25 protein-coding genes and 3 tRNA genes are annotated in these 20,511 nt (G+C 60.2%); 18 read left to right on the forward strand and 10 right to left on the reverse strand.

Annotated features, from left to right (window positions below; translation table 11 throughout):
- Positions 1–8: 8 nt before the first annotated feature.
- Complete coding sequence (locus SynBMKMC1_RS09995; protein WP_255486162.1) at positions 9–791, forward strand: SDR family oxidoreductase; 783 nt, start codon at positions 9–11, stop codon at positions 789–791.
- On the opposite strand, the gene map is transcribed toward SynBMKMC1_RS09995, so the two are convergent.
- Positions 772–1,611 (reverse strand): type I methionyl aminopeptidase, encoded by an 840-nt coding sequence (map, locus tag SynBMKMC1_RS10000; RefSeq protein WP_011933730.1) that lies wholly within the window; start codon positions 1,609–1,611, stop codon positions 772–774. The two genes, SynBMKMC1_RS09995 and map, sit on opposite strands and share 20 nt — an antisense overlap.
- Positions 1,612–1,681: 70 nt before the next feature.
- Here map and SynBMKMC1_RS10005 point away from each other — a divergent pair, with 70 nt between their 5' ends.
- The 6 genes from SynBMKMC1_RS10005 (at position 1,682) to gltX (ending at position 4,600) form a co-directional block, all read left to right on the forward strand.
- On the forward strand, positions 1,682–1,996 hold the full coding sequence (locus SynBMKMC1_RS10005) for a hypothetical protein (RefSeq protein WP_011933731.1): 315 nt from the start codon (positions 1,682–1,684) through the stop codon (positions 1,994–1,996).
- A gap of 32 nt (positions 1,997–2,028) precedes the next feature.
- Positions 2,029–2,523, forward strand: a complete 495-nt coding sequence (gene rplS, locus SynBMKMC1_RS10010) for a 50S ribosomal protein L19 (RefSeq protein ID WP_186471623.1) — start codon at positions 2,029–2,031, stop codon at positions 2,521–2,523.
- A 63-nt stretch (positions 2,524–2,586) separates the two neighbouring features.
- A tRNA-Trp gene (locus tag SynBMKMC1_RS10015) sits at positions 2,587–2,659 on the forward strand.
- Between the two features lie 36 nt (positions 2,660–2,695).
- Entirely contained in the window at positions 2,696–2,884 is a 189-nt protein-coding gene (locus SynBMKMC1_RS10020; protein WP_006043540.1) for a hyperconserved protein Hcp, read from the forward strand.
- A 190-nt stretch (positions 2,885–3,074) separates the two neighbouring features.
- A tRNA-Asp gene (locus tag SynBMKMC1_RS10025) sits at positions 3,075–3,148 on the forward strand.
- 21 nt (positions 3,149–3,169) lie between these two features.
- Entirely contained in the window at positions 3,170–4,600 is a 1,431-nt protein-coding gene (gene gltX, locus SynBMKMC1_RS10030) for a glutamate--tRNA ligase (RefSeq protein ID WP_186471624.1), read from the forward strand.
- Here gltX and SynBMKMC1_RS10035 read toward each other — a convergent pair.
- The 4 genes from SynBMKMC1_RS10035 to wecB are packed head-to-tail and all read right to left on the reverse strand — an operon-like array spanning position 4,583 to position 7,706.
- Positions 4,583–5,833 carry a sodium:proton antiporter gene (locus tag SynBMKMC1_RS10035; protein ID WP_186471625.1) on the reverse strand — a complete coding sequence of 417 codons (1,251 nt, stop codon included), beginning with the start codon at positions 5,831–5,833 and terminating at the stop codon, positions 4,583–4,585. The genes gltX and SynBMKMC1_RS10035 overlap by 18 nt on opposite strands.
- Positions 5,823–6,068, reverse strand: a complete 246-nt coding sequence (locus SynBMKMC1_RS10040; protein ID WP_011933736.1) for a hypothetical protein — start codon at positions 6,066–6,068, stop codon at positions 5,823–5,825. Before SynBMKMC1_RS10040 ends, SynBMKMC1_RS10035 begins: the two co-directional genes overlap by 11 nt.
- Positions 6,068–6,649 carry a DUF1643 domain-containing protein gene (locus SynBMKMC1_RS10045; protein ID WP_186471626.1) on the reverse strand — a complete coding sequence of 194 codons (582 nt, stop codon included), beginning with the start codon at positions 6,647–6,649 and terminating at the stop codon, positions 6,068–6,070. The genes SynBMKMC1_RS10040 and SynBMKMC1_RS10045 overlap by 1 nt, the downstream gene beginning before the upstream one ends.
- Positions 6,594–7,706, reverse strand: coding sequence for a non-hydrolyzing UDP-N-acetylglucosamine 2-epimerase (gene wecB, locus SynBMKMC1_RS10050; protein WP_186471627.1), 1,113 nt, complete (start codon positions 7,704–7,706; stop codon positions 6,594–6,596). Before wecB ends, SynBMKMC1_RS10045 begins: the two co-directional genes overlap by 56 nt.
- A 113-nt stretch (positions 7,707–7,819) precedes the next feature.
- On the opposite strand from wecB, the gene SynBMKMC1_RS10055 reads away from it, so the two are divergent.
- Complete coding sequence (locus SynBMKMC1_RS10055; protein WP_186471628.1) at positions 7,820–9,001, forward strand: type IV pilus twitching motility protein PilT; 1,182 nt, start codon at positions 7,820–7,822, stop codon at positions 8,999–9,001.
- A gap of 19 nt (positions 9,002–9,020) precedes the next feature.
- Here the strand turns inward: SynBMKMC1_RS10055 and SynBMKMC1_RS10060 are convergent, their stop codons facing one another.
- Together SynBMKMC1_RS10060 and tsaD are read right to left on the reverse strand one after the other, a co-directional pair.
- Positions 9,021–9,212, reverse strand: a complete 192-nt coding sequence (locus SynBMKMC1_RS10060) for a hypothetical protein (protein WP_041428909.1) — start codon at positions 9,210–9,212, stop codon at positions 9,021–9,023.
- 42 nt (positions 9,213–9,254) lie between these two features.
- The gene (gene tsaD, locus SynBMKMC1_RS10065) at positions 9,255–10,325 is read right to left on the reverse strand and encodes a tRNA (adenosine(37)-N6)-threonylcarbamoyltransferase complex transferase subunit TsaD (protein WP_186471629.1); all 1,071 of its coding nucleotides are present in this window, start codon (positions 10,323–10,325) and stop codon (positions 9,255–9,257) included.
- Positions 10,326–10,401: 76 nt separating this feature from the next.
- On the opposite strand from tsaD, the gene SynBMKMC1_RS10070 reads away from it, so the two are divergent.
- Complete coding sequence (locus tag SynBMKMC1_RS10070) at positions 10,402–10,881, forward strand: photosystem I reaction centre PsaF protein (protein WP_011933742.1); 480 nt, start codon at positions 10,402–10,404, stop codon at positions 10,879–10,881.
- Between the two features lie 38 nt (positions 10,882–10,919).
- Positions 10,920–11,033, forward strand: coding sequence for a photosystem I reaction center subunit IX (gene psaJ / locus SynBMKMC1_RS10075; protein WP_011933743.1), 114 nt, complete (start codon positions 10,920–10,922; stop codon positions 11,031–11,033).
- A gap of 61 nt (positions 11,034–11,094) precedes the next feature.
- On the opposite strand, the gene gmk is transcribed toward psaJ, so the two are convergent.
- Positions 11,095–11,670 (reverse strand): guanylate kinase, encoded by a 576-nt coding sequence (gene gmk / locus SynBMKMC1_RS10080; protein WP_186471630.1) that lies wholly within the window; start codon positions 11,668–11,670, stop codon positions 11,095–11,097.
- Between the two features lie 63 nt (positions 11,671–11,733).
- Between gmk and SynBMKMC1_RS10085 the strand changes: the two genes are divergently transcribed.
- Both SynBMKMC1_RS10085 and tatC read left to right on the forward strand, forming a co-directional pair.
- Positions 11,734–13,449 carry an NFACT family protein gene (locus tag SynBMKMC1_RS10085; protein ID WP_186471631.1) on the forward strand — a complete coding sequence of 572 codons (1,716 nt, stop codon included), beginning with the start codon at positions 11,734–11,736 and terminating at the stop codon, positions 13,447–13,449.
- A 113-nt stretch (positions 13,450–13,562) separates the two neighbouring features.
- The gene (gene tatC, locus SynBMKMC1_RS10090; protein ID WP_186473420.1) at positions 13,563–14,297 is read left to right on the forward strand and encodes a twin-arginine translocase subunit TatC; all 735 of its coding nucleotides are present in this window, start codon (positions 13,563–13,565) and stop codon (positions 14,295–14,297) included.
- Here tatC and SynBMKMC1_RS10095 read toward each other — a convergent pair.
- Positions 14,248–14,613 (reverse strand): DUF3067 family protein, encoded by a 366-nt coding sequence (locus SynBMKMC1_RS10095; RefSeq protein ID WP_255486163.1) that lies wholly within the window; start codon positions 14,611–14,613, stop codon positions 14,248–14,250. The two genes, tatC and SynBMKMC1_RS10095, sit on opposite strands and share 50 nt — an antisense overlap.
- 85 nt (positions 14,614–14,698) lie before the next feature.
- Here SynBMKMC1_RS10095 and petC point away from each other — a divergent pair, with 85 nt between their 5' ends.
- From petC to SynBMKMC1_RS10125, 6 genes are all read left to right on the forward strand, one after another.
- Positions 14,699–15,235, forward strand: a complete 537-nt coding sequence (gene petC / locus SynBMKMC1_RS10100; RefSeq protein ID WP_011933748.1) for a cytochrome b6-f complex iron-sulfur subunit — start codon at positions 14,699–14,701, stop codon at positions 15,233–15,235.
- A 41-nt stretch (positions 15,236–15,276) separates the two neighbouring features.
- The gene (gene petA, locus SynBMKMC1_RS10105) at positions 15,277–16,209 is read left to right on the forward strand and encodes a cytochrome f (protein ID WP_186471632.1); all 933 of its coding nucleotides are present in this window, start codon (positions 15,277–15,279) and stop codon (positions 16,207–16,209) included.
- A 5-nt stretch (positions 16,210–16,214) separates the two neighbouring features.
- Positions 16,215–17,081 (forward strand): prolipoprotein diacylglyceryl transferase, encoded by an 867-nt coding sequence (lgt, locus tag SynBMKMC1_RS10110; protein ID WP_370593915.1) that lies wholly within the window; start codon positions 16,215–16,217, stop codon positions 17,079–17,081.
- A complete protein-coding gene (gene cobM / locus SynBMKMC1_RS10115) occupies positions 17,078–17,845 on the forward strand; it encodes a precorrin-4 C(11)-methyltransferase (protein WP_186471634.1) in 768 nt (255 codons plus the stop codon). The genes lgt and cobM overlap by 4 nt, the downstream gene beginning before the upstream one ends.
- Before the next feature lie 32 nt (positions 17,846–17,877).
- Positions 17,878–17,949, forward strand: a tRNA-Val gene (locus SynBMKMC1_RS10120).
- A gap of 113 nt (positions 17,950–18,062) precedes the next feature.
- Positions 18,063–18,899, forward strand: coding sequence for a helix-turn-helix domain-containing protein (locus tag SynBMKMC1_RS10125; RefSeq protein WP_255486164.1), 837 nt, complete (start codon positions 18,063–18,065; stop codon positions 18,897–18,899).
- Here SynBMKMC1_RS10125 and SynBMKMC1_RS10130 read toward each other — a convergent pair.
- Positions 18,883–20,478, reverse strand: coding sequence for a Ppx/GppA phosphatase family protein (locus SynBMKMC1_RS10130; protein ID WP_255486165.1), 1,596 nt, complete (start codon positions 20,476–20,478; stop codon positions 18,883–18,885). The genes SynBMKMC1_RS10125 and SynBMKMC1_RS10130 overlap by 17 nt on opposite strands.
- Positions 20,479–20,511 lie beyond the last annotated feature (33 nt).

A 20,511-nucleotide genomic window follows, 5' to 3' on the forward strand; every position in this document is an offset into this window, starting at 1 on the left:
CCTTAAGCATGCCCCAGTTCATCGCGATGGCACAGACCAACAACACCTCTGCTCAGATCGGTGTGGGTGCCAAGGGATGGCAAGGAAAACGGGTGGGAATCACCGGCGCGAACGGTGAACTGGGGCGAGCGCTCACCGAGCAGTTGAGGGCTCGCGGCGCCTGGGTGGTTGGCATCAGTCACCGCGCCAGAGTTGAGACACCTTCGCCCCTGCGGTCGGCCCAGGATTGGGTGTGCTGGTGCAGTGGGAAGGAAGAGACCCTCGATCCAACGCTGAGAGATCTGGATGTGCTGGTGCTCAACCATGGCGTGAACCCTGGGGGTGATCAAACTCCTGAAACCTTGACCAAGGCGTTGGAGATCAATGCCCTGAGCCAGTGGCGTCTGATCCAACGTTTCGAGCAGATTTGCGTCGAAACCCCCCAGCGACCGAGAGAACTGTGGGTCAACACCTCAGAAGCTGAAATCCAACCGGCTCTCAGCCCCGGCTACGAACTGAGCAAACGACTGATCGGTCAATTGGTCAGTTTGCGCTGGAACGTTCCCGAACGCCATCGTGCCGGTCTGCCTCGCCTGCGCAAATTGGTGCTCGGGCCCTTTCGCTCGAGCCTGAATCCGATCGGTGTGATGCCTGCAGCCTTTGTCGCCCAGCAGGTTGTCTTTCAAGCGAACCTCGGGCTGCCGCTGATCGTGGTCACACCGAATCCGATCACCTTTGTCCTAATGCCGTTAACAGAGCTTGGTCGTTGGCTGTACAACCGAAGCTTCAGGCTCAATCGCCCCGGTCCGTAAGAATTTCACAACCATCCGATGTCACCACGATGGTGTGCTCCCACTGCGCCGACATCGAGCCGTCTCGCGTCACCACAGTCCAGCGATCCTTCAGGGTGCGGCAATCCTTGCTCCCGGCATTGAGGATCGGTTCCACAGCGAGGGTCATGCCCGGGCGGAGCGTCACATTGGGCAGCGCATCGGTGCGGAAATTGAACACAGACGGCTCCTCATGAAGATTGCGGCCGACGCCGTGGCCCGTGTAGTCCTCCACCACACTGAAACCACCTTCACGCACGCGATCTTCGACCGCACCAGCGATATCGAGCAGGGTGTTACCCGCACGAATCTGAGCCAGTCCAGCCAAAAGTGATTCCTGAGCGACCCGACTGAGGGTGGCCGCTTCTTCGCCCACATCGCCCACACAGATCGTGACGCAGCTATCGCCGTGATAGCCCTCAAAGAAGGCGCCCGTGTCGACCTTGAGGAGGTCTCCTGCCTTAATCACCCGCTTGCTGCTGGGAATGCCATGCACAACCTCGTTGTTAATGCTGGCGCAGATGCTGGCTGGAAACCCGTGATACCCCTTGAAGCTTGGGGTGGCTCCCATTTCACGAATCCTTCGCTCGGCATGGGCATCAAGATCACCTGTGGTCTGGCCTGGCTCCACCAGATCCATGATTTCCCTGAGCACCGTGGCCACGATGCGACTGGCTTTCGCCATGATCTTGAGTTCGCGTGCCGACTTGATCTCCACCCCACGTCGCTGCTGAATGCGTGGGCCTGTCGCGGTAACAGTGCTGCCTTGGGCTGATGCGAGAAGATCTGCGAACAAGTTCATCGGTCGTTCCTTCGGGCCAATCCCGACGTCTTGCTGTCACGCTATCAATCGTGCAAAGGGAATGACGGTGATGCGTTGGATAGCGCAGATCAGGCGCTGGCATCGGTGGATTGCCCCCTTCGTTTTGCTTCCGCTGCTGACCTCCGTGATCAGTGGTTTGACGTATCGATTGGCGCGGGATTGGGGAGGGTTAAGTCGTGATCAGGCCCACTGGCTGATGAGCCTCCACGAGGGCGAGTGGCTGGGGCCTGAACTCGAACCCGTCGTGGTTCTTCTCAACGCGCTCGGGGTGCTTTGGATGTTGATCACTGGTGGGGCTTTGCTCTTGCAGAGCTGGAGCGCAGCTTTGAAAAAGCGGGTGAAGGAGGGTGAGTCGGCAGGGTAAGCTGGTTGTTTGGCGTGATTCCCCGGAGCTGGATGGCAGCGGATCCAAACGACACTTCTGCAAAGGAGAGCGCAACAGCGACGACGGATGGCGCTGTGGAGACCAGTGGTGCTGATACTGCAGTTGCAGAGGCGACGAAAGCGTCAACCCCCACAGTGAGCAGCGTTCGCCTGAAGCCCGCGGAGCTCATCCGGGAATTTGAAACGGCCCAACTGAAGAGCGATCTCCCTGAGATTTACGTTGGCGACACCGTTCGCGTTGGCGTGCGCATCAGCGAAGGCAACAAAGAGCGTGTTCAGCCCTACGAGGGTGTGGTGATCGCCAAGCGCCATGGCGGCCTGAATCAAACCATCACCGTGCGCCGGATCTTCCAGGGCATCGGCGTTGAGCGAGTCTTCATGCTGCATAGCCCACAAGTTGCCTCCATCAAGGTTGAACGTCGCGGTAAAGTGAGAAGGGCGAAGCTTTTCTATCTGCGGGAACGGGTGGGCAAGGCCACCCGCGTGAAGCAGCGCTTCGATCGCTGAGGTTTCGGCCTCGTTCAATCCAAATGCCATCGTTTCGGCGATGGTCGAGGGGTTCATCGCCTTGCGCCGTTAGTTCAGTTGGTAGAACGCAGGTCTCCAAAACCTGATGTCGGGGGTTCGAGTCCTCCACGGCGCGTCCGATGGCCCCTACTGCAGTTTCCTGAGTTCGAGCATGGAGTTGGATCTTCAACCTGGTGATGTGGTCAAGGTGCTCGAATCAGCCGCCCTCGGCTGGGTTCGCGCACGGGTGATTCGTGTCAAATCTGGTGGTCGTGTCGTTGTTCAAAGCGATCAAGGTCGCGAATTCACCGCTCGCGGCAATCAAGTTCGTTTAATCGAGCCAGCCGGCTTCCGTCCTTAACCGAGAACCATCTGAGTTCTTTAAAACCCCGCCCCCGGCGGGGTTTTTTTATGGGTCGCCGTCCTCAATCAGCCGCAAGGGAGCGTTTCTTGTTCGAGTGTTGACGGAGGGCAGGGCAAAGGTTGATACTGACTTGGTCGCGCAGGCGACACAGGTCAACCGTTCGGAATGAGATGTCCGTCGGCAGCCTGGGACCGTAGTTCAACCGGTTAGAGCACCGCCCTGTCACGGCGGAAGTTGCGGGTTCGAATCCCGTCGGTCCCGTTTCATCACCAATGACCTCGCATGGTTCGCGTTCGTCTGGCTCCGAGCCCTACGGGAACCCTTCACATCGGCACGGCACGTACTGCTGTGTTCAACTGGCTGTTTGCGCGAAACCAGAACGGTTCCTTTCTGCTGCGCATTGAGGACACCGACAAGGAACGATCCAAGCCGGAATTCACCCAGAACATCCTTGAGGGCCTCCAGTGGCTTGGTCTGGACTGGGACGGCGACCCAGTGATCCAAAGCGAACAAACCGAACGCCATCGCAGTGCGATTCAAACTCTTTTGGAGGAGGGTCTGGCCTACCGCTGCTACGCCAGCGAAGAGGAGCTGGATGCCATGCGGACCCAGCAGAAAGCGGCCAACCAAGCTCCCCGTTACGACAATCGCCACCGCGACCTCACGCCCGAGCAAGAAGCGGCCTTCCAGGCTGAGGGTCGGGACGCCGTGATCCGTTTCCGCATCGATGAGCATCGCGAGATTCGCTGGAACGACCTCGTGCGTGGGCCGATGCTTTGGCGTGGAGCCGACCTCGGTGGGGACATGGTGGTGGCCAGACGGGCTCCCGCCGATCAAATCGGTGATCCGCTCTACAACCTGGTGGTGGTGATCGACGACGCCGCGATGGCCATCAGCCACGTGATCCGAGGCGAAGACCACATCGCCAACACAGCGAAACAGCTGCTCCTCTACGAGGCGTTGTCCTTACCGGTTCCGGCATTCGCCCATGCCCCTCTGATCCTCAACCCCGAAGGACGCAAGCTGTCGAAACGGGATGGAGTCACCTCCATCAATGATTTTCGAGCGATGGGCTACACGCCGGAGGCGCTCGCGAACTACATGACCCTGCTGGGCTGGTCGGTTCCTGAGGGCATGAATGAGATTTTCACGCTCGAAGCAGCGGCCAAGGTCTTCGATTTCGATCGCGTCAACAAAGCCGGCGCAAAATTCGATTGGGACAAGTTGAATTGGCTGAATGCCCAGGTTCTCCACAGCTGGGAGCCCGCGAAGCTTCTGAAAGCCCTGGCACCGCTCTGGGCCGATCAGGGTTGGACGCTCCCCGACACCACCGATTGGTCGCTGTCTTTGGTGGAGCTGCTCGGCCCCTCGCTGACCCTGCTGAACGATGGTGTGGATCAGGCCAAACCGTTTTTCATGGAGCCTGCTCTGGAGGACGATGCCCTCAAACAGCTTGATCAGGAGGGTGCCAAACCCTGTCTGCAGGCTCTTCTGAGCACCCTGGAGGAGGCTCCCTGGTCTGGCGAAAGCATCGACCAAGCTCAGGAGATGCTGAAAAGTGCTGCTGCGACAGCTGGTGTGAAGAAAGGGATCTTGATGAAGAGCCTCAGGGCAGCTCTCTTGGGTCGACTGCAGGGCCCCGACCTGCTCACCACTTGGTCTCTTCTGGCCCAGATTGGTCAGGATCTGCCCCGCTTAAGGCGCTGCCTCTGACGGTTCCGCCGGCAACGGCGCCCCGTCGCTGGCCTCGGGGGTCTGATCAATCAGACCAAGAACCTTGGCAAGGGGCTGAGCCGTGAGGCCCTGAAGGCCAACGGTCATCAGAATTGTGAGAAACACCAGGCCTTGCAGGCGTCCTGCTCCGAGCACCCCGGCTTGCTCGAGCCTGATGGCAAACAGCGAGGCCACAGCCGCGGTCACGATTCCCCGCGGCGCGAGCCATCCCAAAAAGAGCCGTTGCCGCCAATCAAGAGGAAGACCCACGGTGGCCACACTGACAGCCGCTGGGCGCACCACAACCATCAGCACCAGCACACAGCTCACCCCACCCCATCCGAGAGGACTGAGCTCCGCCCAGGACACATCAGCGGCCAGAAGCGGGAACAGCATGGTGATCGCAAGCCGGGCCAATTCCCTGATCAACTCATCCAGCTGACCTGCCTGGGTGGAGGGGCGACGCCCCACCACCACACCGGCGGCCACCGAGGCCGGCAGTCCGGACTCCGGGAGCAGCCATTCCGCAATCGAAAACATCAAAAACAGCACTCCCAGGGTGAGTTGCAGCCTCAGCCCCACGGAATGCTCCGAGGGCAATCGCCGCAGCACCTCCGACAGCAACCAGCCCACAGCCAAGCCAATCAGCACGCCGCCACCAAGGCGCGACATCAGCCCGATCGCCAACTCGCGCCAGCCATGGAGATCCCCCAGCAAGAGTTCAAGCAACAGCAGGGCCAGCACCGCGCCCACTGGCTCCAACACCAGGCCTTCCGCTTCCAGCACATCCCCCAAGGGCGAGGCCAGACGGATCTGCTGAACGATCGGCGTGACCACAGTCGGCCCAGTGCCCAACACGATGGCGCTGTAAACGGCAGCCACCGACCATCCCAGTCCTGCCAACCAGTGCGCAGCCAGCACCCCCGCTCCAAGCGACAACAGCAGGCGCAGCAGAGAAATCCGCAACACGGTCGCTTTGATCGTGTCCCCAGGGAGACGCAGGTTCAGACCGCCGTCGAACAGCACCAGACTGACCAGGAGGCCCACGGTGGTCTCAAGCCCCAACCCAAGGTCCAGCGGTTCGACCAGTCCCAGCCCGGAGCGTCCGATCAACAGACCGGAGAGAAGCAGCAAAACAACCCCCGGAAGCCCGGAGAGGGCAGCCAACAACCTGGCCCCGGCACCGGCGAACACCGTGATGCCCCAGAGCAATCCCAGCCGCTCAGGCGTCATCGATGGAGGCGTATTGCGGTTCCACGCGCAGTCCGATCACCGCCTCGGGGCGGATGACCAGATATTCCCCTTCGAGCTCACCCAAGGGAACATTCACGAACGCCTGAGCCTGGCCGCCGTTCACAAGGCCTTGATACCACTCCTGAAAGGTCTCGAGCGTGGGGAAATTCACCACTTCAGTCTGACCACCGGACAGATGGAGAGAAATGCGATAGCGGCGTGGTTGACGTGGCATCAGCGAACCGTACAGGCCCAGGGAGTTGGAACTCGGTCACCTGGAACATAGAGGGGATGGCGCGGCTGTCCGCTGCGCGTGGACCCCAGAGTGAAAGGCCCAGCCCCGGTCCTTCGGCTCTGAAGCGCAGGTTCAAGCTTGGCCAGCATCGCCTGATCCCGCTGAAACAGAGCGCCTCGGGTCCCCCAGCCCAGCCAGAGATCCCAAGAGGGATGGTCTGCCCAATCCTCCATCCAATGCTGCAGAACAGCATCGGTTCTGTCGCCGACCGGGTCGCTGCAGCGCTGCAATGCGCCTGGTGAAGGAGAGATCCGCGCGAACAAATTGACCACCACAAGCCGGTGATACCGCCAACGAGTTCCAAACGCTATGAGCCGTCGCAGCGTTGGATCGTCCCGATGGGCACCGGCGCGGGACGGGTTCAACCCCACAAAGATCAGCGTTCGCGGGTCTTCCGTTGGCAAAGGCTCCACCAGAGCACGGTGCAGCAGCCAGCGGTAACGGCCGCAACTGCTGAAGCAGGCGTCAGCGGACCAACAGCTCGAGGGCGGCTTGGAGGATGCGTCCGCTGGCGAGACCATCCCCGAAGGGATTGACTGCACGGGCCATCTGGTCGTAAGCGGCGGGGTCATCAAGGAGACGGGCTGTTTCCTGAGCGATCGATGCGCTGTCCGTACCCACCAGCCTCGCAGTGCCGGCATCCACAGCCTCCGGACGCTCGGTTGTACGCCTGAGCACAAGAACAGGTTTACCGAGAGCGGGAGCCTCCTCTTGCAGGCCACCGGAATCGGTCAGCAACAGGGTGCACCCTTTCATCGCCGCCACCAAGCGGTCGTAGTCGAGCGGTTCGGTGAGGACGACACGCGGATGGTGCCCCAACAGCTCCTGCAGGGGCTCGCGCACGGTGGGATTCCGGTGCAGCGGCAACAACAATGTGGTGTCGGGGTGGGACTCCAGCACCGCCAACATGCCTTCAGCAATGCTGCGCAGGCGATCCCCCCAGTTCTCGCGTCGGTGCACGGTGGCCAGAATGACGCGCTGGTTGGCCCAGTCGATGGGCAGGTCGGTGAGCGCAGGGGCGCGCTCAGCCATGCGCAGCAGTGCATCAATCACCGTATTGCCCGTGACCATGGCGCGACCAACCACACCGGAAGCCTCGAGATTGGCCTGGGAGCGCTGTGTCGGAGCGAAATGGAGCTGGGCCACCTGAGAAATGAGCCTGCGATTGGCCTCTTCCGGGAAGGGATCGAGGAGGTTGTCCGTGCGCAGGCCTGCCTCCACGTGCCCAACGGGGATCTGCTCGTAAAACGCAGCAAGCGCCGCTGCGAAAGCCGTGGTGGTATCTCCCTGCACGAGCACCAGTTGCGGCGGGAAGGCTTGAAAATCGTCGCGGAGTCCCTGCAAGGCCGCACAGGTGACATGGGTCAGCGTCTGACGGGGTGCCATCAGGTCGAGATCCTGATCGGCGCTGAGCTGGAACAGATCCATCACCTGGGTCACCATCTCCCGGTGCTGCCCAGTGAGCACGACGCGGGTCTCCAGTGCCGAGCAAGCTCGAAATTCCTGGATCACCGGAGCCAGTTTGATCGCTTCCGGCCGGGTGCCGAGCACGATGGTGACACGAGGCTTGGCCGCCATAAATGCAGGATCGGTGGCGGGATCCTAAGCGCGATTTAGCGAGCTCCCAGCCGATCCTCACTTGCCACGGCAGCAGCAGTGGCGAAGCTGAAACAAGAACGAGGCGGAAGCCGATGACTCAACCGATCTTCCCTCCCGGATTCCCCCCCCAACCTGGACCGACCCCGACCCGAAGCCCAACGTCGCGTCCACCGGCATCGAAGCCCCAGTCCTCTGGTGCACCAGGGCAGGGATCGCCAAGCCTTGAGGACATCGTGCAGATCGCCCATGCCAAGGGGCACTCCGACGTGCACCTTGGCGTGGGGGAAATCCCACGCTTTCGCGCCCGCGGCGAGATGCTGCAAACAGAGTGGCCGGTCACAGACCCAGGCACGTTTCAGGGTTGGCTCAGGGAAATTCTCTCGCCGCAGCACATTGATCTCTTTCAGCAAACGAAGGAATTCGACGGCTCCCATGCGTTCCCGTTTGTGAGGGTTCGGATCAACCTCCTCGATTCACTGCTGGGACCCGCGATGGTTCTCCGGCTGATCCCGCAAACCATCCTCACCCTCGAGGATCTGAACCTTCCCGACGTGCTGCGGGAGCTCTCGTCACGTCCGAAGGGACTGGTGTTGGTGACCGGACCCACTGGCTCAGGGAAAAGCACAACCCTGGCGGCAATGATCGACTGGATCAATCGCCATCAGACCCGCCATATCCTCACGATTGAGGACCCTGTGGAGTTCGTTCATCAGAGCCAGCGCTCGCTGATCAGACACCGAGAAGTAGGCCTGCACACGCTGCAGTTTCACAACGCACTCAGAGCGGCGTTAAGAGAAGATCCGGACGTGATCCTTGTGGGTGAGATTCGTGACCGGGAAACCTTGAGCACAGCCCTTGAAGCGTCCCAAACGGGCCACCTTGTGTTCGGGACCCTTCACACCAATTCGGCCGTGAAAACAGTCGAACGCGTGCTGGGACTCTTCCCGCCTGAAGATCAGGACAGCGTTCGCCGCTCGCTCTCGGAATCCCTTTTGGGAGTGATTGCTCAGGGGTTGATCCGAACCAACGATGGCAAGCGCGCCGCTTATCACGACATCCTGATCAACACCGAGGCCTGCAAGGACTACATCCAGCGCGGAGCCCTCGACGACGTCGAGGAAATCATGGAGCGCAGCGGGTTTGATGGGATGGTGACCAGCAATCAGTCGTTGCTTGCGCTCGTGGAGGCCGAACGCATCGAAGCCAGCGATGCGATTGCCCTCAGCCTCAAACCGAACGAATTGGCGCAGGCCATCCGAGGGAGAAGCACTTGAGGCCGAGGACTGATCGCCTTCAGCTTGCAGACAGACCCGAACTGAACGCTCGAACAACAATGAGCGTCAGTAAGCCGAGGGAGAGGCCCAGCATGGCCAGACGCCCATTCCAGATTTCTGCTTGTGGTGTGAAACCGCGACGCCACTCATTGAGTTCGTCGGCCTCCACCGGTTGCGATTGCTGCTGTTGTTGGGACTCGGAATCAACCACCCGCACCAGAGCGCAAGAGCGTTAACGATATTCCCGAAACTCTTAAAACTGTGGATCTTGGGCGTAAAGATCTCCTCCAGCCTCCAAAGGCCAGCGTGCGGAGACGCCAAGCCGGATCGAACTCGAACCCCATCCTGCTTGAAGCCGACCCAATGCCGCGGCACCAACCATGGCAGCGTTATCGGTGCAATAGGCCAGAGGCGCCAGGTGCACCGAAACACCACGCTTGCGCCCTTGCTGCTCCATCTGCACACGCAACCTCACATTCGCCGCCACACCGCCCACCATCACCAGGGTGGACAGGCCTCGATCAAGACAGCAGCGCAGGCTGCGCTCCACCAACACATCCACGACAATCTGCTCGAAGCTTGCGGCGAGATCCTCGAGGGGCAGCGCATCACTTTGAGCCTTCAGGCTCTCCACCTGCCGAAGCATGGCCGTCTTGAGACCGCTGAACGAAAAGTCATAGGGATAAAACCCACCCTCCGGACGGGACACCCGACCTTTGGGAAGGGAGAAACGCTTGGGATCGCCAGCTTTGGCAGCCGCCTGGATGGCAGGGCCACCGGGATAAGCCAGCCCGAGCAAACGAGCCACTTTGTCGAACGCTTCTCCAGCCGCATCGTCATGGCTGCGCCCGAGACGCTGCAGGCCACCGTCGCTGTCCACAAGGATCAATTCGGTATGTCCGCCACTGACCAGAAGCACCACGTAGGGAGCCTCGGGCGGAGATGACGCCAAACGCACCGAAGCAAGGTGCGCCTCAAGGTGGTGCACCCCGAGGAAGGGCTTGCGATGAAGGGCGGCCAGAGTGCGCCCTGTCAGCGAACCCACCATCAGCGCCCCAACCAGCCCGGGCGTCACGGTTGCGGCCACGGCATCCATCTCCTCCACCGCTAGCCCGGCCTCGTCGAGCACCGCGCTGATGAGGTGGGGCAATGCCTCCACATGGCGCCTGGAGGCAATTTCGGGAACAACGCCTCCCCATTGGGCATGTTCCTCAACCTGGGACGCGATGCGATGAGCCAGAACCTCCAATCCGCCAGCGCTGTGCTGCACAACGGCGGCGGCCGACTCGTCACAACTTGTTTCGAGCGCAAGCACCTTGGGCATTAAGGCCAAAACCCTCCACTACTGTCCGCTTGTGACATCCTGCCGCTTCGGGGCAGGCTTAACAGGAATCGTTCCGATGCGTCGTCTCTTCGCTCTCGCGCTCTCGGCCCTGCTGGTGTTTGGCTTTGCACCGGTTGCTAAGGCCGATGTGGCAGGCCTGACCCCTTGCGCTGAAAGTGCCCGTTTCCAGCAGCGTGCCAGCGCAGCCACCACTGATCAAGCCAAAGCCCGGTTTGAGATGTACAGCCAAGCCGTGTGCGGTGAGGACGGGCTGCCCCATCTCATCGTCGATGGCCGCTGGGATCATGCCGGCGAATTCATGCTGCCTGGCTTGATGTTCCTCTACATCGCAGGCTGCATCGGCTGGGCTGGCCGTGAATACCTGAAAGCCACCCGCGGAACCAAGGAGCAGTACACCAAGGAAATTCAGATCGATCTTCCTCTGGCCCTGAAGTCCTGCATCGCCGCAGCCACATGGCCGATTGCAGCCTTTGGAGAACTCACCAGTGGCAAGTTGCTTGAAAGCGACGACAAGATCACGGTGTCTCCCCGCTGAAGCTTCAAGAATTCAACCCTTCACCCAATTTTGGATCGATGCAGAAATTTCTCACAACCGCCCCAGTGGTTGCAGCCATCTGGTTCACACTCACAGCTGGAATTCTGATTGAGTGGAATCGCTTCTTCCCCGATCTTCTGTTTCACCCATAACCATCCACAATCTCAACACGATTCACAGAGGGCTTAAGGCCCTCTTTTTTTGTGGAAAGAATCAGATTGATCCTGCTAGTCCCATCAAACCCTCGAGTTCTAAAAGGGCTGCCTCGAGATCATCATTCACAACAACAGCATCGAATTCAGACTGAGCCTCCAGTTCAGCGCGCGCTCTGTCGAGGCGGCGTTGAATGGCATCATCCGATTCAGTGGCTCGCCCCCGGATGCGCCGTTCGAGCTCGTCGAAACTGGGAGGTGCCAGGAAAATCTGCAGCGCTTCAGGGAAACTCTTTCTCACCTGGCGAGCCCCTTCCAGTTCGATTTCCAGAAGAACGGGAATTCCCGCGCCCAGCCGTTCTTCCACGGGCCCACGGGGAGTGCCATAACAATTATTGGCAAATTCAGCCCACTCCAACAACCCACCGCTGCGAACGAGAGCTTCGAAATCTTGGCGGGTTTTGAAGAAGTAGTGCACGCCATCGCGCTCACCCTCCCGAGGAGCCCGCGTGGTGGCCGACACCGAGAGCCAGAGTTGGGGATGGCGCTCCTGCAAACGGGCGACGAGTGTGCCCTTCCCAACACCGCTGGGTCCGGTGAGCAACGCGAGCCGGGCCGGGGCTTGAGACGATGCCATCGCTTGTCTGCAGTCAGGCTGCAGGGTAGGAAGACACTGACCTCACCGGACCAGCAAGCGCGGATGGCCACCAGCACGCTCCAGGTGATGGATCTCACGGCTCTGAAAGCAGTGCTGAAAGATCTGCGCGACCGCCTGGTGCCCAGCCGGTTCGAAAAGGCGCAGCAACCCGATGCCCACACGCTCCAACTCGGCTTCCGCACCCTGCAAGGCATGGTGTGGCTGGAGCTCAGCTGGCAGGCGGAATCCGCGAGGCTTGTGCAGGTCAATTCTCCGCGGCGCCATGGCGGAGGCAGCACCCTGGCCCAGCAGGTTCAGCACGGGCTGAGGCAACTGGCATTGGTGGAAATCGAACAGCACGACTTCGAGCGTGTTGTGCTGTTCCATCTGGCGCCCCGCCCAGGACGTTCGCCGATCCGAACGCTGGTTCTTGAACTGATGGGCCGCCACAGCAACCTGTTGCTCCTCGATGAACAGAAACGCATCACCGCAATCGGCCGTCAGGTGCGCCAACACCAGTCGAGGATTCGCCCACTCAGCAGCGGTGATGTCTACACACCACCTCCAGCGCTGCAGGGACTGCCACCAACCCTTGATGAGCCCTACGAGCAATGGCAGCGCCGGCTTTCCTTGCTGCCGATTCCCCTCGGCAAAGCCCTACGGGAGACTTACCAGGGCATCAGCCCAGCGCTAGCGAACCAGCTCACCAGCTTTCCCGGGTCGCTCGATCGCCAAGGGAGGTTGTTGAAGGAACAACTGGTCAGCGACATTTCCGAACCGCAATGGCGACAACTCCATGAGCGCTGGGGCTGTTGGCTGCGCCATCTCAACGAAGAAACGTTTTCTCTGCAGCTCGATGACAACGGCTTCCGCCTCTGGAACGAAGCACCTGTCAATGCAGGGGATCAAGGTGTGCTCAGTCTCAGGCTGGGGTGCTACTACCAGGACCATCTGAGCAAGCGTCGCCTGTCGCGGGAGATCAGCACCCTGCAACAGCGACTCCAACAATGCCGAGAGCGGGAGCAGGCCCAGCGCGACGAACAAACGCAGCGACTCAAGGACACCGTTGGGGCCGCAACCCTGCAGTCGGAAGCGGATCAGCTGCTCTGCCAACCGGATCCCGATCGCGACACGATCACCCGTGCGCAGAAGCTCTACCACCAGGCCCGGCGCCTGCGCCGGGCCGTTCCTCTGATCGAGGAGCGACTCAAGCATCACGACCAGCGTTTGATGCTGATCGAAGGCAGTGAGAGCTTCCTAGAAGATCTCACCCAGGCTGACTGGGACGACCCCGATGAGCGCAGCCTGCAATTGAGAAATCTCCAGCAAGAACTGGAGGAGTTAATGGCACCAAGGCAGCGACGTCGCCGCAGCGTTGCACCGACGGGTCAACCTCAGCCCCTCGAGGTTCACACCAATGATGGTCTGAAAATCCAGGTGGGCCGCAACCACCGCCAGAACGAGTGGATCAGCCTGCGTCAAGCCAGAAGTGGCGATCTTTGGTTTCACGCGCAGGAATGTCCCGGCAGTCATGTGGTGTTGAAAGCCTCAATGGCGCCAGCCTCCGAGGAAGCGATCCAACAGGCTGCTGATCTGGCGGCGTGGTTCAGTCGTGCCCGGGGCAATCGCACCGTGCCGGTGGTGATGGCGGCCGTTGATGCGTTGCAGCGCATTCCAGGCGCCATGCCTGGAACCGTGCGCCATCGCAACGCAGAACTGCTCTGGGCAGAGCCTGACCGGGCCAGACGTCAACTTGAGGGGAGAAAACTCTTAGCCTGAGGGTTGAGCCGATTCATGATCTGAAGCCTTCCGACCCCAACGAATCCAGCGTTCTTCCTGCGCCGCCGCCGATCAAGGTGTCGGCAACTGGCGATGCGGAGAATGACGTTGAGATGCCTCTGGTGGACCATCTTGAGGAGCTGCGGCAGAGGGTTCTTCGCAGCCTTCTCGCTGTGGCGGTGAGTGCTTTCGCTTGCCTGCTGGTCGTGAGGCCTTTGGTTCGGCTGCTGGAGGAGCCCGCAGGCTCGATTCGATTTCTTCAACTGGCTCCAGGGGAATTCCTGTTCGTTTCGTTCAAGGTGGCTGGCTATGCCGGACTCACCCTGGCGCTGCCTTACGTGCTGTATCAGGGACTGGCCTTCGTTCTCCCTGGACTCACGCGCAACGAACGTCGCCTGATCGCCCCGGCCGTTGCAGGGTCAGCGGTGTTGTTTTTGGCTGGACTCGCCTTTGCCTGGTGGGCCCTCGTGCCGGCGGCACTCAGTTTTCTGGTGAGCTATGGAGCCGACGTGGTGGAACCGATCTGGTCGATTGAGCGCTATCTCGATTTCGTGCTGCTCTTGATGCTGTCCACAGGACTGGCCTTCCAGTTACCGGTGCTTCAGCTGCTGCTTGGTGCCCTTGGGTTAGTGAATTGGCGGCGGATGCTGTCGGCCTGGCGGTGGGTGGTGCTGACCTCCGCCCTGGCCGGAGCGGTGCTCACTCCCTCCACAGACCCCATCACCATGCTGCTTCTAGGAGGAGCGATCACCGCCCTCTTCCTGATCGGCGTGTTGCTGGTGGCGATTGTGCAGCGTTTCAAAGCAGAAACTCCTCCAGTCGCCCCTCCCCCGGCAGCTGCAGGCTGAGAGCTTTACCGAGCCGGGGCCGATCCTTGGTTGTTTGCAGCCAATCCCTCACGGAGCCAGCTTCTCCGAGCCTGTTCACCACTTCGAGCACCTCAGCCAGATGCTGGCGATAGGCGTCTTCCGTGAGCGGAAAGGATTGCTGTTCGAGATAAGCCCACATCACCTGCACATACAAACGGCGACGGCGGGTGACGATCTGCATGTCGTAACTGGCCTGCCAGCGGGAGCGGAAGAGGGCGACGACCTCGTCCGCACTGAGTGGTTCAGCCGGTGTTGAAGCAGCAACCTGGGGCATTCCGGAGTCGTCTTTGAACATCAGTGAAAATCCCAGTCGCCGCAAAGACTGACAGGGCCTAATGCACCCATAATGAACGCCATCCAGTGCCGATTGACATCCCGTCATGACCCAAATGCCAGCAGGTGATGTGCCCGGAATGGGGCGCAGGCAGTTCATGAATCTGCTGACCTTCGGGTCGGTCACGGGAGTAGCGCTTGGTGCTCTGTACCCGGTTGTGAACTACTTCATCCCCCCCCGCGCTGCAGGCAGCGGTGGCGGCACCAGTGCTAAGGACGAGCTTGGCAATGCAGTGACCGCCAGTGGTTGGTTGAGTACTCACCCAGCCGGCGACCGCAGCCTCGTGCAGGGACTCAAAGGCGATCCCACCTATTTGATCGTTGAAGGCGACGATGCCATCGGCAGCTACGGCATCAACGCGATCTGCACCCACCTCGGCTGCGTTGTGCCCTGGAACAGCGGCGCCAACAAATTCATGTGCCCTTGCCACGGCAGCCAGTACGACGCCACGGGCAAAGTGGTTCGCGGTCCTGCGCCCCTCTCGCTCGCCCTGGCCAATGTGAGCGTCGAAAACGACAACGTGTTCGTGAGCCAATGGACGGACACCGATTTCCGCACAGGCGAAAAGCCCTGGTGGGCCTGATCAACCTCGCTTTCCACGCTCCTCTCCGTTTCCAGCCACCGATGCGTCGCCTCCTCTCACCTCTGTTCGCTGCCCTGATCGTGGGCATCACAGTGCTGACCGCTCCCAGCACCAGTTGGGCTTACCCCTTCTGGGCCCAGCAAAATTACGACTCTCCCAGGGAAGCCACCGGGAAAATTGTTTGCGCCAACTGTCACCTTGCGCAGAAACTGACGCAAGCTGAAGTGCCCCAGTCGGTCTTGCCCGACAGCGTGTTCAAAGCTGTCGTCAAAATCCCCTACGACACATCTGTGCCTGAAATCGGTGCCGACGGGAGTGAAGTGCCGCTCCAGGTTGGCGCTGTGGTGATGCTGCCCGATGGGTTCACCCTTGCTCCACAAGATCGCTGGACGGATGACATCAAAGAAGAAACCGAAGGCGTTTACTTCTCTGAGTACAGCGACGACCAGCCCAATGTGATTCTCGTGGGGCCGATCCCTGGCGACCAACACCAGGAAATTGTCTTCCCCGTGCTGTCACCGGATCCGGCCACGGATAGCAACATCCATTTCGGCAAATATTCCATTCACGTGGGTGGCAACCGCGGCCGTGGCCAGGTGTATCCCACCGGTGAAAAGAGCAACAACACCGTGTTCACGGCTCCGTCCACTGGAACCGTGCGTTCCATTGAAGCGGGCGAGAACGGCGCCAGTGTGGTGACCATTGCCTCAGCTGATGGCACTGAACTGTCAGAAACCGTTCCTGTGGGCCCGGCACTGATCGTGTCGGTTGGCGATGCCGTTGAGGCGGGTGCTCCAATTACCAATGACCCCAATGTGGGCGGCTTTGGACAACTCGACACCGAGGTTGTGCTCCAGAACCCTGTGCGCATTTACGGACTGCTGGCCTTCTTCGCGGCCGTGGCCCTGGCCCAGATCATGCTGGTGCTGAAGAAGAAGCAGTTTGAAAAAGTGCAGGCTGCGGAGGGCGTTTGAATTCGGTGTTGATTCCTGCAGTCTTCACCTCCCCAGGGCCCGAGCTTTTTCAGCTCGGGCCTTTCGTTCTGCGCTGGTACGGCCTTCTCATTGCCCTGGCTGTGCTGATTGGCCTCAATCTCTCCAGTTGGCTTGCCAAACAACGGGGGCTTGATGGCGCATTAATCAGCGACCTGCTGCCCATTCTCGTGCTGGCCGCCGTTGTGGGAGCACGCATGTATTACGTGGCCTTTGAGTGGAAGACCTACCAGGGGTCGTGGTGGGATGCCTTCGCCATCTGGCGTGGGGGGATTGCCATCCATGGAGCGTTGATCGCAGGAACGTTGTCGGTGGTTCTGTTCTGCAGGTGGCGAAAGGTTGCCTTCTGGGATGTTCTCGACGTTCTTGTGCCATCGGTCATTCTTGGCCAGGCCATTGGCCGCTGGGGCAACTTCTTCAACTCAGAAGCCTTCGGAGTCCCGACCGATCTTCCCTGGAAACTCCTGATTCCCTTCGCGAACAGACCAAAGATTTTCGCGGATTCTGAGTATTTCCATCCCACATTTCTCTATGAATCGCTCTGGAACCTGGCTCTCTTCATTGCGCTGATTGTGTTGTTCAGGCTGGGGCAGCGCGGCCGAATTCAATTGCCTGCTGGCGCCCTGAGTTGTTTTTACCTCCTTGGCTACAGCCTCGGACGGGTGTGGATTGAAGGGCTGCGCATTGACCCGCTCTGCCTGGGTGGTCAGCCGCCGTTCTGCGACGGCGGTTTACGGATCGCGCAGTTCATGAGTCTCGCGCTGATGGCGCTGGCTTCCGCTGGGCTGTTTTGGCTCTATGGACGCGGAGCATCCCTTCCCGATCCAGGCCTCCGCCGCTGCGATCCTTCATGACAACCATTTCCATCGTTGGCGCCGGACCCGGCGCTCCAGACCTGCTCACCCGCAGAGCTGAACAGAGAATTCAGGCGGCCGATGTCCTGCTCTGGACTGACTCGCTGGTATCGCCTCAAATCGCCGCCTTGGCATCTGAGCAATGCGAACGGATTCGCACCAGCACACTCACGCTGGAAGAGGTGATCCCCCTGATGATTGATCGGGCGAACCAGGGATTGCGCGTGGTCCGCCTCCACGACGGCGACCCCTGCCTTTACAGCGCTCTCAACGAACAGATCTGCGCATTGGCCGATGCTGATCTCAACGTTGAAGTGGTGCCTGGGATTAGTGCCTATCAAGCCACCGCAGCAGCGATTAATGCAGAGCTCACGATTCCAGGCGTGGTGCAAACGATCGTGCTGGGCCGCACCGGGGGCCGCACTGGCGTTCCTGAGCGCGAACAGCTGGATCACCTCGCCAGATTGCAGGCGTCACTGTGCCTTTATCTCAGTGCGCGGCATGTTGACGAGGTTCAGTCCACGCTTCTCAAGCATTACCCCGCAGACACACCGGTCGCGATTGGCTACAGGGTGAGCTGGCCTGACCAGTCCATCGATGTGGTTCGCCTCGACGCCATGGCCGACGCAACACGGGCAAGGAAGCTGATTCGCACCACCTTGTATGTGATCAGTCCAGCACTTCGTGAGCAAAAGGGATCGGAGCGGTCGCGGCTGTATTCTCCCGATCACGACCATCTCTTTCGACCCGCAGGCGGAAACTGAGCTGCAGCTGGTGGTTTAAGATTACGTTGTGCGGGCGATTAGCACAGTGGTAGCGCACTTCCTTCACACGGAAGGGGTCACTGGTTCGAATCCAGTATCGCCCATGAATTTTGTTGCAGGTCTTGCTCAGCGAGCGCTGTGACTGTTCGTTCCCCATCGAACTGACAGGATCGGCAATCACCTCTATGTTCGAACGGATTCAGAGATTCGTTCATCAATGTCCTCTGACGCGTCAGCGAATATTGCAAGGAACGAAACGGCGTCCAGGTTGGAGTCTGTTGGCAGCCAACTGCGCTCAGCGAGGGAAGCGGCCGGCCTGAGTGCTGCGCAACTGGCTGAGTCCCTGCACATGGGGCATGAACAGCTCGACGCGTTGGAACGAGGTGAACGCGAGCGTCTGCCCGAACCGGTGTTCATCAAGGCCATGACCAGGCGCGTCGCGGCCAGGCTTCAACTCGATGCAGACCCGCTCATCCACGAGCTGACCATTGCCTTGGCAGCAGAACAAAAGGGTCAATCCCCACAGAAGAGCGCTGCCAAACCGTCGCCAGCTGTCTCCAACACCCGAGTGTCAAACGCTCAATCTGAATCCACACCATCGGCAACGCTCTGGAAGTCCGTGGCAACCATTGCCCTTCTGGGCGGTGTTGGTGTGGGCAGCGCCTTGGTGTTCGCCAAACAGCGGCCCATGCCAACGCCTGCAGTGGCCGTTAATGCAGCGTTGCCTCAGCCGGCACCAGAGACTGCGAAGCCAGCCACGACGACAGAAGCCGAACCCTCGCTGACTTCCCCATCAGCTGCTCCTGACGTGACCGAGACCGTGACCGTGACCGTGACCAGTCAGGAACCCAGCTGGCTGGAAGTTCGCAATGCCGACCTTGAGACGGTCTATGCGGGCACCCTCAACGACGAAACTCCCCTGACTGTCAATCCGGGAGACGAGATTTATGCAGGTCGGCCTGATCTCGTCTTCATCAGCAACGGGAACAATCAACCCCAACCGCTGGGGGACATCAGCGATATCCGCTGGCACAAGATCACTCCTGAACGCTGACCTTCAGGTTGAGTCCTGTGACCTCGCGAACGATCGATTCACAACTTTCCAAGCTCCATTGCTCAAGACTGAGGTTCTGATTCAGACGCTCGGGCACCAGTTCCAGGGTGATTGAACTGGATGTGAACTGCGCGGCGAGCGTTTTCACCACAGGGTCTGGACGACGATCCAAAGCGGCTGCCAAGCGAAGCAACAAGGCCATTTCAGACACGGTGCGTCGGTTCTGACGGGTCTGCAACGCTTGCCAGGCTTCATGTCGCTTCTTGGGCAAACTACGGCGGTGGTAGCGCGCGATCGCGGCGATCATCAGATGCTCAGATTCGGAGTAGCCAAGCAGTTCTCCATGACGTATCAAATACCACGAATGTTTGTGATAAGCACTGAGATTGATGTGTTGGCCACAGGCATGAAGCAAGGCCGCCGCCCACAGCAGATCACGACCTGACCCGTCATCACGGTGCAGGCAACCCTGGGTGTTGTCGTAAAGACTGAGCGCATGGGTGGCCACCCGTTCAGCCCGCACCTGGTTAACGGCAAATCGCTGAGCCTGATGCATCACCGTGCGCTGGCGGATGCTGCTTTGAAAGCTGAAGCGGTCCTCCAGCAGTCCATGGCGCAGCATCCAGTCCACGATCAGCCCTTCCCTCAGAGCTCTTTCACTGAGAACCAGTTCTCCCACACCCAGCATTTGCATGGTGGTTTGCAGAATCAAGGCTCCAGGAACAATGATCTCGGCTCTTCGGTCGTTGATCGGTGCCAGGTCGCGGCGTTGCTCCGGTGTCATCACCACCAGGCGCTCCACCACACGATCGAGGCGCTGTTTGGACACCCTGTAACCGTGCAGCTTCAGCGGCGGACGGTCGTCTTCAGTGGCGGCCAAAGCACCGATGGCCATGGCCGTGCCGCTGGTAGCAACCAGAACAGGGGTCTCACCCGGTTTGATCCGCCGGTGAACCTTGTCAACAGCGGGCTCGAGGGATCCCTGAATGAACGCCTGAAGAAACGATCGCCGATGGGGCGGGATGGGATCGTCCTTCACAAAATCCCGTTGCAAACGCACCGCACCAACCCGGGTGCTGGTCAGAGCGCGGGCATCACGGCCATCGGCAAGGATCAACTCGGTGGATCCGCCACCGATGTCCAGCACGAGATGGGGACGGTCGCCGAAGGGCATCCCAGAGAGGACCCCCAGGTAGATCAGACGAGCCTCCTCCGGACCGCTCACCAGATCCACATCCAGCCCGAGCTGATCCTGCACCGTCTGTAGAAAATCCCGACCGTTGGGGGCTTCACGCACAGCGCTGGTGGCTGCGATCACGATCTGCTCCACCTGGTGACTGATCGCCAGTTCCTGGAAGCGGCGAAGGCTGGACATCCCTCGATCCATCGCCTCGGCCGTCAGCTCGCCCGTGTCTGGATCCTTCTCACCCAATCGGGTGGTGGATTTCTCGGCTAGCTCGATGCTGAACGTTCCCAAGCCAACATCGACGGATGCCACCAGCAGGTGTGTGGAATTCGTACCGACATCGATGGCGGCGACTTTGCGCAGGCGTTGCCCGAACCGAACGTTCGCGGGCATCTCTTGCTGGGGCTGCCGGCCGTTCTGATCCCT

Origin of the sequence: Synechococcus sp. BMK-MC-1 (assembly GCF_014279955.1) — a bacterium.
Taxonomy (GTDB): domain Bacteria; phylum Cyanobacteriota; class Cyanobacteriia; order PCC-6307; family Cyanobiaceae; genus Synechococcus_C.